10 protein-coding genes and 1 pseudogene are annotated in these 14,232 nt (G+C 65.6%); 7 read left to right on the plus strand and 4 right to left on the minus strand.

The features are described 5' to 3' along the window. Positions 1-606, minus strand: a 606-nt coding sequence (locus tag Q0R13_RS14515; RefSeq protein ID WP_293905118.1) for a PAS domain S-box protein, incomplete at its 3' end; no start/stop codon positions are given. Positions 607-767: 161 nt separating this feature from the next. Between Q0R13_RS14515 and Q0R13_RS14520 the strand changes: the two are divergent. From Q0R13_RS14520 to Q0R13_RS14530, 3 genes and pseudogenes are all read left to right on the plus strand, one after another. Next, a pseudogene (locus Q0R13_RS14520) lies at positions 768-971 on the plus strand (DDE-type integrase/transposase/recombinase); the annotation flags it as partial. 977 nt (positions 972-1,948) lie between these two features. Next, positions 1,949-2,878 (plus strand): PEPxxWA-CTERM sorting domain-containing protein, encoded by a 930-nt coding sequence (locus tag Q0R13_RS14525; protein WP_293905119.1) that lies wholly within the window; start codon positions 1,949-1,951, stop codon positions 2,876-2,878. Positions 2,879-3,142: 264 nt separating this feature from the next. After that, entirely contained in the window at positions 3,143-4,924 is a 1,782-nt protein-coding gene (locus Q0R13_RS14530; protein ID WP_293905121.1) for a hybrid sensor histidine kinase/response regulator, read from the plus strand. On the opposite strand, the gene Q0R13_RS14535 is transcribed toward Q0R13_RS14530, so the two are convergent. Then, positions 4,884-5,549 carry a response regulator transcription factor gene (locus Q0R13_RS14535; RefSeq protein WP_293905123.1) on the minus strand — a complete coding sequence of 222 codons (666 nt, stop codon included), beginning with the start codon at positions 5,547-5,549 and terminating at the stop codon, positions 4,884-4,886. The two genes, Q0R13_RS14530 and Q0R13_RS14535, sit on opposite strands and share 41 nt — an antisense overlap. A 234-nt stretch (positions 5,550-5,783) precedes the next feature. Here Q0R13_RS14535 and Q0R13_RS14540 point away from each other — a divergent pair, with 234 nt between their 5' ends. From Q0R13_RS14540 to Q0R13_RS14555, 4 genes are all read left to right on the plus strand, one after another. Continuing rightward, the gene (locus Q0R13_RS14540; RefSeq protein WP_293905125.1) at positions 5,784-6,545 is read left to right on the plus strand and encodes a PEPxxWA-CTERM sorting domain-containing protein; all 762 of its coding nucleotides are present in this window, start codon (positions 5,784-5,786) and stop codon (positions 6,543-6,545) included. A 296-nt stretch (positions 6,546-6,841) separates the two neighbouring features. After that, positions 6,842-8,599 carry an amidohydrolase family protein gene (locus tag Q0R13_RS14545; protein WP_293905127.1) on the plus strand — a complete coding sequence of 586 codons (1,758 nt, stop codon included), beginning with the start codon at positions 6,842-6,844 and terminating at the stop codon, positions 8,597-8,599. Positions 8,600-8,667: 68 nt separating this feature from the next. Continuing rightward, on the plus strand, positions 8,668-10,065 hold the full coding sequence (locus Q0R13_RS14550; RefSeq protein WP_293905129.1) for an MFS transporter: 1,398 nt from the start codon (positions 8,668-8,670) through the stop codon (positions 10,063-10,065). 436 nt (positions 10,066-10,501) lie between these two features. Continuing rightward, a complete protein-coding gene (locus Q0R13_RS14555) occupies positions 10,502-11,581 on the plus strand; it encodes an IS630 family transposase (protein WP_293905341.1) in 1,080 nt (359 codons plus the stop codon). Positions 11,582-11,598: 17 nt separating this feature from the next. On the opposite strand, the gene Q0R13_RS14560 is transcribed toward Q0R13_RS14555, so the two are convergent. Together Q0R13_RS14560 and Q0R13_RS14565 are read right to left on the minus strand one after the other, a co-directional pair. Then, the gene (locus tag Q0R13_RS14560) at positions 11,599-12,909 is read right to left on the minus strand and encodes an aromatic ring-hydroxylating dioxygenase subunit alpha (protein WP_293905131.1); all 1,311 of its coding nucleotides are present in this window, start codon (positions 12,907-12,909) and stop codon (positions 11,599-11,601) included. A 153-nt stretch (positions 12,910-13,062) separates the two neighbouring features. Next, positions 13,063-13,851 carry an enoyl-CoA hydratase/isomerase family protein gene (locus tag Q0R13_RS14565; RefSeq protein WP_293905133.1) on the minus strand — a complete coding sequence of 263 codons (789 nt, stop codon included), beginning with the start codon at positions 13,849-13,851 and terminating at the stop codon, positions 13,063-13,065. Between the last annotated feature and the right edge of the window lie 381 nt (positions 13,852-14,232).

Genomic DNA, 14,232 nt, shown 5'->3' on the forward strand with positions numbered 1-14,232 from the left:
GATCTTGTTCATCACGTCAGCGGCGGCGTAGCCCAGCATCTTCTCGGCGCCGACGTTGAAGATCTGGATCACACCCTTTGCGTCGGTGGCGATGCTCGAAAAGTTGGCGCTGTTGAAGATCGCGCTCTGCAGCGCCCCGGCCTTCAGGAGCGCCGCCTCGGCCTCCTTGCGCGCGGTGTTGTCGGTGCCGATCAACAAGTAGCCGATGATCGTCTCCTGGGCGTCGCGCAACGCGGTGACCGACACCACCGCCGGGAAACGGGTGCCGTCCTTGCGGATGTAGGTAAGCTCATAGATGTCTTCGATGCCGCGTGAGGCCTTGAACACCAGCGCTTCGAATCCTGGGGTGATGGGCGTGCCGAGCTCCGCGCTCAGCGCCTCGGCGCGCGCGATCAGCTCCAGAGGATCGGAGATGTCAGCTGGGGTGATGGTGTTCGTGACTTCAGACGCCGTGTAGCCAAGCATCCGCTCGGCGCCGACGTTGAAGATCTGGATCACACCCTTGGCGTCGGTGGCGATGCTCGAGAAGTTGGCACTGTTGAAAATGGCGCTCTGCAGTGCGCCGGTCTGGACAAGCGATTCCTCGGATTGGACGCCACCGCCCACGACCCGGGTCTCTGGGGGGGGCTGCCCCGCCTTGGCGTCAGATCTGGAAATTCGTTGTCCCACCTGCCTACAAAGACCGTGGCCCGAGAAAGCGCAACCTCCAAGGACGCTGGCGACCTGGCGCGAGCGACCTTCAGTCTCGACGTTCATATGAGGATCTCGCGAAAATCGGCGCCACCGTACGCCACGAGACCGGACGCTGGTTGAACAACCGGGCGGAGAATTCACACCAACAGTTCCGACGACGAGAACGGGCGATGGGCCGGTTTCGCAGGATGAAGACGCTCCGCCACGCAGTCCGGGCAATTGGTCTCTCCGCGGAGAGACCAACTGGGGAAACTGCTAGCGACCTCTCGGACCGCTAGCGGACGGACGGTGATCCGGAACTGCACGCCACGGTCCTGCAGATCGTGGCCGCCGCTGGCGGGCGCGCTTCGAAGCGCTTCGCCGTAGGTGACGCGGACGAACAGCGCGTCAATCGGCGTCCAGGCCAGGCTTGCACCCAGGCTGGCGATCGACTGCGGCGACGGATCGGGTCCGCGGCGGTTGTCGACCCAGGCCCCGTCCAGGAAGGCGCTGACGGTGAAGGCGCGCTATCGGAAACGCGATGCGCCGGCCTGGCCTCCGAGGTTGAACGGCTGGGCCAGTTCCAGCGACCCGAAGGTGCCGTCGTCGGCGAGCAGGAGGTTCTCGCGATACCCCCGCAGGTGTTGTCAGACTAAAATTGTCCGGGTGCTAGCGGGGTCGTAGAGGGCGGGGATGGGCAAGGGGACCAGGCTGGACTGGGGCGTTGAGGTTACCCGATTCCCGTGGCGCCGACACGAGAGCATGCCGGGATGCTGCTGGGCCGCGTCGACTTCATCCGAACAAAGTTGATTCCCTTGGCGTAACGTCGCTTCTCCGGCCGTTCTTGGAGACCGGTGACAGCCCGACTGCCTCCACCTTACGGTTCACGTTCGACTGCGGCCGGGCACGGGCAACGCGCACTGGCGAGTCCAAGCGTTCTGTCCCGTCAGCTTGCCGCTTCTCGTGCTCTATGTCGATCCAGACTACCGGTATGTGATGTACGGTGAGGAGGGCCGTGACCTTGGCTGGATCTATGCGCGCAGTCATGGCGAGGTCTGGAGGTTCTGCGAGCGCGAGCAGCTGAGCTTCAAAAAAAACGATGCACGCCGAGCAGCAGGACCGGCCTGACGTGGCCGAGGCCCGGCAGCTTGAGCAGACTCTGCTCTAGGTCCAAGGGACTACGACCTCAGCCCAATATCGTCGGCACATTCTCCGAGCGACAATCCAGGCTACCCAACAAGGACGCCTGGAGATGAGTATGCGGCATTTGCGAAATATGGTGCTGGCGGGCGCACTGGCGATCTCTCTGGCGGCCATCGCGCCGTCTGCCGATGCCAACACCGTCGTCCTCACCCAGACGCCGGGCGCGGTCGTGGACGGCCTGGCGGGCTTTTCCGGCGGCTTCACCGGCCGGTTCGACCTGTCACCCTACCTCTCCGACGGCCAGGGCCGGACCTTCGCCGTCACCTCGGCGAGCCTGTCGTCCCAGGCCCATTCGGACCCGCGCTACAGTTCCACGACTACCGTCGACGATGTCATCTCGGGCTTTCCAACCGCGGATTTCCCCAATCGCCGGCTGATCGTGAACATGACCCGCACCACCACCACGACCCATACTGACAACTTCGCGGACAACCTCATTCTGGGGATCGGCGGTTTCGTCCCCAGCCAGACCGCCACGGGCCACGCGACCCAGGGGCTCGACACCACGGACACCCAGGATCTCGGCTTTACCGACGAGAACGGGCCCGCGATCGCCGGTTTCCCCACGATCAACCACGTGCACACCCTGGTGGTGAACACTTACCACGCGCTCTACGGTGACCTCGGCCTCTCGTTTGACCTCAACAGCGATAACCTGATGCTGCTCAATCGCCTGGGTTACCTGAACTTCGGTCTCTCGGCCGCATCGATCCAGCCCTACAGCGGCCCATCGCTCCCGTGGGATTTTAACCGTCCGAAGTTCGACAATCCCATCCTCGACGGCAGCAGCTTCGTGCTCGACGGCGTCAGCCTCAGCTTCGACGTCCTGCAGACCGGCGGTCCGCCGCTCGGCATGGGCGGCGGCGTGCCGGAGCCCGGAACCTGGGTGCTGATGCTGGCCGGCTTCGGCCTTGCCGGCGCAGCCCTGAGGGCGCGGCGGCGTCATTGCCACTTGATCGAAGAGGTGAACACCGTCTGGTCTAACGGCCGGCGGCCGAGGTGATGGATCGGCGACCGCGGGCTCCACAGCAGGCGCGCCACCACCGATCACCCAGCTGCGAATGTCGTCGGCGACGGCGCCGGGCGAGGACAACTACGTCGAAGGGCGTAGGCCATCAGTCCAATTCCAAACCCGAGCGCCGCGGCCTAACCTTGGCCTTTACAGCGGCCGTGTTCTTCGGGGGCTTCGACGGCGCCATGCTCCGGCTTCGGCGTAGCCATGCGTCGCAACTTCCGCGAAGATGGCCGACCGCCGCCCGAGGGCCCCATGACCGCGGCCGAGATCCACCGCCCCCCGCCCGCTCCCCTGGACGCCGTGCGCGCCGAGCAGATACGCCTGCTCTACGCCAGCGGCGGCTTCCCGGTCGTGACGACCCTGGCCGTGGGAGGCCTGCTGGCCTGCCTGCTGGTCTGGGTCGGGACGCTGCCGGCGCCCGAAGCGGGCATCTGGATGGGGGTGATGACGCTCAACACCGGGGCGCGCCAGGGCCTGCGGATCGCGTTCCAGCGCGCCCGTCCCCCAGATGCGGAATGGCGCAGGTGGGCCGACCGGTTCGTGATCGGCACCCTGATCGGCGCTCTCACCTGGGGGGTGGGCGCCCTCTGGCTGCTCGCGCCGGGACGCGTCGATTTGCAGATGTTCGTGGTCGCCGTGCTGTTGGCGGTGGCCTACGGCGGCATGATGGCGTTCGGCGGCTACCTGCCGGCCTTCCTGGCGTCGTTCCTGCCCACATTCATTCCGGTGGTGGCGTGGTTCACGCTGCAGGGCGACGTGCTGCACATCGCGTGCACGGTATGCTTCCTGGCGTGGATCCCGACCGTGCTGTTGCTGGCGAGGCACTATAATCAGGGCCAGGTTCAGGCGCTGCGCCTGCGGTTCGAGAACGCCGCGCTGGTGGAGAGCCTGACCGCGCAGAAGGCGATCGCCGAACAGGCTAGCCTTGCGAAATCCCGCTTCCTGGCGGCCGCCAGCCACGATCTGCGCCAGCCGGTCCATGCGCTGGGCCTGTTCATCGGGGCGATGCGCAGCCACCGCTTGCCGAAGCGGTCGGCCGAGCTGGTCGATCAGATGGACGCCTCGATCGGCGCCCTGGACGGCCTGTTCACCTCGCTGCTCGACATCTCGCGGCTGGATGCCGGGCTGATCGACGGCAAGCCCACGGTGCTGCCCGTGCAGCCCATGCTGGCGCGGATCTGCCATGAGCTGGAGCCGGAGGCCGAGGCCAAGGGCATCGACTTGGTGATCGTGCCGACGACGGCCTACGTGCTGTCCGACCCGATCCTGCTGGAGCGGGTGATGCCCAACCTGATCAGCAACGCCGTGCGCTACACCGAAAGCGGCTGGGTGATCGTGGGCTGCCGCAGGCGTGGGCGCAGCTACTGCCTGGAGGTGCGCGACACGGGGCCAGGCATCGCGCCCGAGCAGCGCGAGGCGGTGTTCGAGGAGTTCTACCAGATCGGCAACCCCGACCGGGACCGCGCCAAGGGCCTGGGCCTCGGCCTGCCGATCGTCCAGCGCCTGACCGCCATCCTCGGCCATCCGCTGGAGATGGACAGCGAAGCCGGCCAGGGCACGACGTTCCGCGTGCTGGTCCCGCGCGCGACGGCCAGGGCGGTCGCGCCCTCCGCGCCGCGCCGCGCACCGGTCGACCTGCGCACCGGGACCATCCTGGCCATCGACGACGAGCAGGCGATCCGCGTCGCCATGGCGGCGCTGCTGGAAAGCTGGGGACACCGCGTGATCGCGGTCGGCGGCGTGGAGGAGGCCCTGGCCGCCGTGTCCGGTGAGGGGGCTCCGGACCTGATCATCTGCGACTATCGCCTGCGCGCCGGCGAAAACGGCGTCGAGGCCGTCGCTCGCGTCCGGGCCGCGCTCGGTGTCGAGGTGCCGGCGCTGCTGGTCACCGGGGACGCTGCGGCGGAGAGCATTCGCGAGGCCGAGGCCAGCGGCTATCCGCTGCTCCACAAGCCGCTCAGTCACGCCCGCCTGCGCGCCGCGGTCAGCAACCTCATCCGCCGGCCGGCGCGGCTGGCCCCCGCGGCGGAGTAGCGCCCACGCCCAGCGCCTGGGCGGCGGTCGCGGCCTGGGTGCGGTTGGCGACCCCCAGCGCCCGCAGAATCGCGCTCACATGCACCTTCACGGTCTTCTCGGAGAGGCCGAACTTCAGCCCGATCTGCTTGTTGGACAGCCCCTGCGCGACGCAGGCCAGCACCTCGCGTTGGCGTGCGGTCAGCGCTTCCCCCGCGCCGCCGGGGCCGCCGGCCGCCGCGGGAGACTCAGCTTGCAGCATCAGCGGCGGCACATAGATCTCCCCCGCAATCACCAGCCGCACGGCCGAAAGTATCGTCTCCGGGCTTGCCGATTTGGGAACATAACCCAGCGCGCCGGCGTCCAGCGCCTCGCGCACGTCGGCGGCGTCCTCCGAGGATGACAAGACGATCACCGGCAGGGTTGGGCGCTGCGCGGCGAAGGCCCGCACGGCCGAGGCGCCCTCGGCCCCCGGCATTCGCAGGTCCAGGATCGCCGCGTCCAGGTCCGGATGCGCCCGCGCCAGGGCCAGCCCGGCCGCCGCATCGCCGGCCTCCAGCACCTGCGCCGCCGCCCCGCTATCGATCAGCAGCGCCGCCAGGCCCTGCCGCACGATCGCATGGTCGTCCACGACGAGCATCTTCATGACTGCGGATGGTGCGCGGTGTCGGGCGTCCGACGCAAGCGATCCGGCTCTTGGGCAGGGGCTCTCGCGCCGAATTCGCTCGGGGAGGCCCCCGCGCTGAACGACGGCGCCCGACAAGCCGGGACCATACGTCTAAAGTCGTAGGTCTTCAGTCCAATTTCATTAGCCTTTGCAACATCCTAGGATATTCGGAAGAGTATCCCGGCAAGTGGGCCGGTTGTTGGAAGTCTCGATATGCCTGCCAAATTCCTCGCCCTCATGGGTTTCGCCGCCGTGCTGGCCATGGCTCAGCCCGTGGCGGCGTCGGTCTACGTGTTCGATGTCAACGTGACGGACCGCTATGAGCAGAGGAACTGCAACTTCGAAGGGTGTGCGACCAGCTTCGGTGAAGCCGTGAACCTCCAGTTTCAGGTTGCCTTCACGGTGACGCCCACCTTTTCGACCCAGACCGGCGTCGACGATAGCGGCCCCTATCTCCGATATCGCGCCGACGGCGTGTTGACGGCGGACGATCCGACGAACGCCATCGGCGCGGCGTTCTTGGGCATTCCGGAGGCGCCAGTGGAGGGCGTGCTGGCGACGTACACCTACTTCGGCCAGTTCGAGGATTTTCGTTCCGACTTCCGGGCGCGCCGGTCCCTCAGGGTCCGGGGCGACGACGGCATCGACACCCGGTACACATACGGAATCCGGCTCATCACGCAGTTCTGCTGCGGACCGATCATACCCATAACAAGCGAAACGTCGCTTGAGACGTTCCTGGAGGGGCAATCGTTCCCCTATGATTTCATCGCCGCGAGATTCTACGCCAACTGCGGCAACAGCTGTCCAGGATCCGACGCGATCTCCTATCTCGGCACAGCGACTTTCAACCGCGCCTCCAGCACCATCTCGCCGGCGCCTGAACCCGCAACCTGGGTGCTTTTGATCACGGGCTTCGGCCTCATGGGCGCCGTCCTGCGCCGCCACCGTGCGGGCTTCGTCGCGCTGCACTGAGGTGGAGACCAGCGACCGTGCAACGGCAAGCACCGCCATCCGCAGCCGCCTTTGCGGTCTGGACGGTGCTCGCTTGCCGCCGCCCCGAAGCGGCCACCGGTTGCCGTCCGGTGGGGGGAGGATGTCTGAAAGAGCGTGGCCGCATCCAGTTTTCGCCTCGGCCGGCGGCCCCGCGGCCCAAGCGTCAGAGATCGTCCCGTCAGACGGACGGCACGGTTTCTAGCGTTTCCGCCAGTTTCGATACGCCTCGCCGAACACGAGAGTAGACCGCTCTCGCATAGGATTGGGCGACCCAGATGCTCGACATTCTGATCCAGGGCGGCAAGCTCATTGATGGCCTGGGCGGAGCGCCGACGCGGGGCGACATCGGGATCAAGGATGGCCGCATCGTCGAGATCGGCCCGTCGATCTCCACCGCTGCGCGCGAAACATTCGACGCCAACGGCGCTATTGTGACCCCGGGCTTCGTCGATGTGCACACCCACTACGACGGGCAGGTGTGCTGGGACGATCAGCTGGACCCGTCCGCCAGCCACGGGGTGACCACTGTCGTGATGGGGAACTGCGGCGTTGGCTTTGCGCCGGCGCTGCCAGGCGGTGAACGGGAGTTGATCGAGGTGATGGAGGGCGTCGAGGATATTCCCGGCACGGCGCTCTACGAGGGGGTTGCGTGGGGCGCGTGGGAAACCTTCCCGGAGTACATGGACTATCTGGCGACGCGCAGGTTCGCCTTGGACATCAGCGCGCAGGTTCCCCACGCGGCGCTGCGAAACTACGTCATGGGCGCGCGCGGCCGCGCCAATGAAGCTGCGACACCCGTAGACATGGCCACGATGTCGCAGCTGGTCGAAGAGGCGCTGGCGGCCGGCGCTGTCGGGTTTTCGACCTCCCGCACCATCGGTCATCGCACCATGGGCGGTGTGCCCATCCCCGGCACCTTTGCGGCCGACGACGAGATCATGATGCTCGCCGAAGCTATGGGCCGTGCAGGCCGCGGCGTCTTCGAACTCATTCCCGCCGGATCCCTGGGAGAACTTCAGCAGCTAGGTGGCGAACAGCACACTTTGGCCGACGAGGTGGCGCTGCTGGATCAGGTGTCGCAGGTCAGCAGACGCCCGGTGACCTTCACCTTGGTGCAACATGACGAAAGCCCGGAGGCCTGGCGCGAGGTTCTGGACAAGGTCACGGCCATCAACACCGGCGCGGCGAAACTCTATCCTCAGGTCGCCTCAAGGCCGATCGGCCTGGTCACCAACATCGCGACCTATCATATGTTTCAGCGCCGCGAGACGTATCTCAAGCTTGAGGCGCTGCCGCCAAGGCAGCGCGTGGCCGAAATGCGCAAGCCTGAGGTTCGCACCGCGATCCTGTCGGACCGCGATTGCCCTTCGGACAGGGGCGGAATGATCGCCAACGCTCATCTCATTTTCAAGGGCGCCGCCCGGCGCATCTTCGCCCTGGATCACCCGATCAACTACGAGCCGACCCGGGAAAGCAACTTTGCGCAGCGCGCAGCGGACGCCGGCCAGTCCGAGGAAGAGTTCATGTACGACTTCTTAACAAGAGACGACGGGAGCAGCTTCGCCATTCTTCTCGGCGCCAATTTCCACGCCGGAAACTTTGATGCCATCCGGGAGATGCTGCTGCATCCCGAAACCATTACAGGTCTCAGTGATGCCGGCGCCCATGTGAATCTGATTTTCGATGGGGTGGCGCCGACCTACCAGATGATCCACTGGGCGCGTGACCGGTCCAGGGGCGAAGGCATTCCCCTTGAGTACATCGTCGCCAAGCAGACCAAGCGCAACGCTGACCTCTATGGAATGACGGACCGTGGATCGCTTGAGGTCGGTAAGCGCGCCGACATCAATGTCATCGATTTCGATCGGCTGCGGCTTGGAGCTCTTGAGGTCAGGGATGATCTGCCGGCGGGGGGGACGCGCATTCTGCAACCCGCTTCGGGATATCTTGCGACCTACGTGAACGGCGTTATGACCCGCAAGAACGACGTGGACACGGGCGCGAGGCCGGGCCGGCTGGTCCGCAGTCACTGACAAACGCAGGCACGCCCCCAAGCGAAGCGGGCATCGCCGCGTCGCGATTGCGCCTCTCCACTCCGATAATGGTGACCGCCGGCGCTGGCCAGCTCGTGGAGAGCGTCAGCACGTCGGTGTTCAGCACCTTCCTGTTCTTCTACTACACGGCGCTGCTCGGCATGCCGGGCTCCCTGGTGGGGGCCGCCACGGCGATCAGTCTGGTGGCGGACGCGATCGCCGACCCCCTGTTGGGATCCCTCTCAGACAACGCTCGCTCTCGCTGGGGACGGCGGATTCCGTTCATGTTCTTCGGAGGGCCGCTGGTGGCGCTTGGACTGGGTTTGGCGTTCTCGCCGCCCGCCGGGCTTTCGACCGTGGGCCTGTTCGGCTGGCTGGTGACCGTATCTCTGCTTATGCGCTTCGCAATCTCGATCTTCCACGTCCCGTTTCTGGCCCTGGGGGCCGAGTTGTCGACGGACTATATCGAACGCTCGAGCGTGGTGACCTATCGCACCCTGTTCTCGATCTTCGGTCCGCTGGGTGTTCTGGTCCTCGGGTACGGTGTCTTTCTCGGCGGGGCGGAGGGCATGCGCCACGCGCAGGGATACGCGCCCCTGGCGTGGTCTGCCGCGGTTGTGATCCTGGTGGGCGGCCTTGTGTCGGTGGCGGGGGCGCGACGGTTCGCCGGAGCCCTGCCTGTGGCGGCGCGGGACAAAACGGCCCTGCACCGGCGCCTGTTCGAGGAGTTGGCCGAAATCTTCAGGAACCCGTCGTTCCGGGTAATGTTCTCCTGCGCGGTGCTGTTCGCCAGCGCCCAGGGGCTGGCCGCGACCCTCAGCGGGTACATGTTTGTCTTCGTCTGGCGGATCAGTTCGCCTCAGATTCTGCTGATCACCGTCTCGGTGTTCGTCGGCCTGATGGTTGGCGTTCCCTTGGCCCCGATCCTGGGCCGACGGTTGGAAAAGAAGGTCCTGGTGATATCGGGCCTGGCAATGTTCTGCGTAGCGCAAGGCGGGCTCTCCACCCTGCGCGCGCTGGGTCTGTTCACACCGACCGGCGCGGCCGCCGTGCTGCCGCTTTGCATCAACAGCTTCGTGGCCGGGGTCGGTCTGACCTTCACGGGCATCGCCATCGGCTCGATGATGGCCGACGCTACCGACGAGCACGATTTCCTGTTTGGCGCCCGTCGGGAGGGGCTGTTCTTCGCCGGCATCGGCTTCGCGCAGAAGGCGGCGACAGGGCTTGGCGCCTTGCTCGCCGGGATCGCGCTGGACATCATCCATTTTCCGAAGATGGCGGCCGCGCAGGGCGTCACGGCCCACCTCACGCCGACGATGCTGAACAAACTCGTCTGGGCCACCGGTCCGAGCGCGGCCGCCGTCTCGCTGGCGGCGACAGCCCTGATGTTTCTCTATCGCATCGATCGGCGCCGACATGCGGAAATCGCCGCGACTCTGCAGGCCCGCAAGCTCGCCGCGGGCTGACGGACCCGGCGCTCAGGCTGCCAGCGCTCAACAGGTTGTCCAGTCGAACCCCGATCGGTGCAGCTGCATTTGCGACGCTACAAATACTCGGGAGAGAGTCGGGCGAACGCCCACAAGAAGGGATTGTGACGGCCTACCTAGCTTCATAGCGCGCGGCCGCAATCGCCCGTCAGACCAAGACCCCCGATCCGTTCCGCGAGTTCGATTCATCGCCAGAAGTGATCCGGCTGGTCGTCATGATTTAAGTCCGCTACCCGGCCTGGCTGTGCAACGTAGAGGACCTGCTGTTCGAGCGGGGCTCGATATCCGCCACGAGACGGTGCGGCTGCCTGACAGAACCCGCTTGAGCGTGGAACTGGACATCTAGTGGTTTCGCCCTAACGGAAGACTCCCAGTTTGGGATTCCCGTGGCGTGGCGGTCGTGCGAGTCTGCGGCATGCGCACAGGGATTTCCATCACCGTCACGTCCAAGGATCGGCTCCGCCTGGAGACGATAGCCCGAGATCGCAACAGCCCCCAGAAGCACGTCTGGCGGGCGCGGATCGTCATGCTGACGGCCGATGGGGTCGGCACGAACGCCATCATGGCGGCGACCGGCAAGGACAAGACCTGCGTCTGGCGCTGGCAGGAGCGGTTCATGCTGGAAGGCGTCGAAGGCCTGGTGCGCGACAAGACCCGCCCCTCACGCATCCCATCCGTACCGATCGAGACCATCGATCGGGTGGTGGCCCTGACCAACACCGAGCCGGCGCATGAGGCCACCCACTGGACGGCGGTGGCGATGGCCAGGGCGACGGGCGTCAGCATCTCCTCGGTGCAGCGCATCTGGAAGGCCCATGGCCTGCGGCCCCATCGCATGCGCGCCTTCAAGCTCTCCAACGACCCGAAGTTCGCCGAGAAGCTGAGGGATGTCGTCGGTCTCTACATCGACCCGCCGGCCCACGCCGTGGTGCTGTCCCTCGACGAGAAGAGCCAGATCCAGGCCCTGGACCGCACTCAGCCTGGACTGCCGATGAAGAAGGGCCGCGCCGGGACCATGACCCACGATTACAAGCGCCACGGCACGACCACCCTGTTCGCCGCCCTCGACGTGCTGGAGGGCAAGGTCGTGGGCCGCTGCATGCAGCGCCACCGGCATCAGGAATTTATCCGCTTCCTCAATGCCGTCGAGGCCGCCGTCCCGGCCGGAAAATCGATCCACGCCATCCTGGACAACTACGCCACCCACAAACATCCCAAGGTGCGTGAGTGGCTGGGCCGCCATCCGCGCTGGACCTTCCACTTCACCCCGACATCATGCTCGTGGCTGAACGCTGTCGAAGGCTACTTCGCCAAGCTCACTCGCCGACGCCTCAAGCGCGGCGTCTTCAAGGGCGTCGTCGATCTCCAGGCCGCCATCCACCGCTTCATCGCCGAGACCAACGACGACCCCAAACCCTTCATCTGGACCGCCAAACCAGACGCCATTCTCGCCGCCGTCAAACGCGGGAGGGAAACGTTAGAGTCGATCCACTAGGTCAGGGCCACATCGAGCTAGTCGTGAAAATGCTGCACTCGTGATTCATCATCGTTGAGAAACGCCTGGCGGAACCCCCGTGAATGCATGCCTGCCTGCATGTATCGCAGCAGGTGCACATCCTGGTCGATGGTGATGTTCATTGAGTATTTTCCGGCGTCCACGTCTTCTTGGGTGAACACCTCGCGTTCCGGGCGAGCGCAGACGCCGCTCGCGTGGGCCTCAACGCTAAGTCCGATCCCCGACCCGGTCGCAGCCATATGGCTCGCGGTCCGGAGCGTCCATTTGTCAAAGAAACACTTGTCAGGGTCGGAGGGGTGCGGTCTTGGCCGCATCACCCAAAGCTCTTCGGCCTGTACGGTCATGATGACATTTGGAAACAGGTCGTATTGCCAGACGTCGGTGAGCTGGTCGTCGCTGAAGGCGGAATAGTCGTAGCCGAGACTGGCCCCCACCTCACGTTTTTGCCGTTGCACGGCTTTGCGAAGGTCCGGAACCCGGCCGGCGAATTCCCCGGGATCCATGCCCAGCGGCGCGATCGCAGCCCTAAGCGGAGCGGGCACCTCGTCGGGGACTGGGTAGCGCGGATTGACCACAAAGCCTTCAACTTGGACGCTGCGGTGGCCATGTGGCCAGAGCTGGTTGGCGGCGTTGCAGCAATCGACGAAGCTGGCGTGCTGCGGATGCAGGAAGTCGACATGGTATTGTTCGTTGAAATTATCGATCACGGTCTTCCAATTGGCGTCGAGACTCACGGTCTGATCGGCCACCAGCGTCATGCGCTCGAAGCAATAGGGCGCCAGACGTTGGGGGATCGGCCCTAGAAAATGGCCGAGCGGCTCGGCGTTGGGGTTCATGTTGATCCAGACTAGGCCCGCCCAGAGCTCCACCTTAACCGGCTTGAGCGACAGGGCGTCGCGGTCGATGCCCTGGCTGAAACGGTCCGCATCGGGCGTCGCCCGAAGCCGTCCCTCCAGGTCATACGACCATCCGTGGTAGGGACATGTGATGGCCTTGTGACAGCCCCGCTCCTTGACCAGCAGCCGGTTTCCCCGGTGCTGACAGACGTTGTAGACAGCGGAGACGCCACCCTCCTTGGTCCGCGTAACGATGATCGACTCCCGGCCGATCGAGAACACAAAGAAGTCGCCGGGCGCCTGCAGGTCACATTCCATTCCCGCCAGAAGCCAGGTGCATGTCCACATCTGGTCCCATTCGCGGGTCATGAACGCGCGCGACGTGTAGCGGCTGGACTCGAGGCGGGCCGCGGCGGCCGGTTTCGCCGCCGGCGCACTCGGAACCTCAACGTAGGTGGTGGTCTGCGCCATATCGGTCTCCAGCGGCGGTTCGGATCGGCGGCGCCATCAGAGCGCATTGCCCACGGGTACGCCACCTCCGCCACGACATCGCGTGGCTGAAACCCAAACGCCGCGGTGCGTCCGCCGGAGTCTGCCGGCGCCTGGGGGCCAAGGTTCGCAACATCAACGCCCGACGAACACCGCCGGCCGCCGTTCCAGGAACGCCGCTACGCCTTCCTTATGGTCGGCAGACTTGAAGCAGGCGCTCAAGGCCTGGACGTGGGCTTCCATGTGCTGGGCGATATCGCGCTCCATTCCGCGCCACACCAGCTGCTTCATATGTCTGAGCGAGAACGGCGAAGAGGCCAGATAGCGGCGGGCCTCCGCCAGGGCGGTTTCCATCACCGCCGCGGGCGCGACAACTTCCGCGGCGTAGCCGATCTCCTTGGCCTCGGCGGCCTCGAGAACGGCGCCCGAATACAATAGCCTGAGCGCGCGATGCGGCCCGATGAGGCGCGGCAACAGCCAGCTGCCCGCGCCGGTATCCGGCACCAGTCCGCGATGCGCGAAGTTCCAAGAAAATCGGCTCCGATCCGAAATGATCCGAACGTCGCACTGGCTGGAGAATTCCGCGCCCATGCCGACGGCGACGCCATCGATGGCCGCGATGACCGGTTTCGGACATTGCACGATCGGCCACCACTTCTCGCCCTCGTCGGCGCGCCCGCGCACGCCGCGCGTCTCGCCGGGAATGGTCGCCAGGTCCGCCAGATCGGTCCCCGCGCAAAATGCGCCGCCGCTTCCCGTGATGATCAGGACTCGCACCCGATCATCCGCGCCGGCCTCGCCGACACAGCGGATGAACTTGCCAAGCATGGCATAGGTCATCGCATTTCGCTTTTCCGGCCGATCGATGGTGATAACGCCGATACCGTCAGCGTCTATGTCATAACGAATGTGGTGTTCGGTCATGGATGCCGCCTATCCCCTTGAAATTTGTTCGTAAACTCGCCCAGATGCCCTTGCATTTCCTGGATGGCCCCGTCCGGAAAATCAGCTGGGCGTCGCGAGATCACAAGAGTCCGCCGCCCGGCAGCGCGGCCACGCTGCCGATGTTGCATGGAGCTGACAATATCCGACAAGGAACTGTCAGGTAAACTTCAGGGATGCCCGTCGCCTGTCCGTTCGCGTTGCGGTCTCTAAACCGGATATTGGGCCGCGGCAGCGTCGGCGGAGCGACTCGTGCCTGCGGCGACATCGCCGGGCCTCGAACCGGCGCCATAGCCAGCGTGGGCGTGTCAACCAACCCTCCCGCCACGAGCGCCCGGTCGCGCGCCTGCGGCGATCCGTTCG

The organism is Phenylobacterium sp. (assembly GCF_025351295.1).
GTDB lineage: Bacteria > Pseudomonadota > Alphaproteobacteria > Caulobacterales > Caulobacteraceae > Phenylobacterium.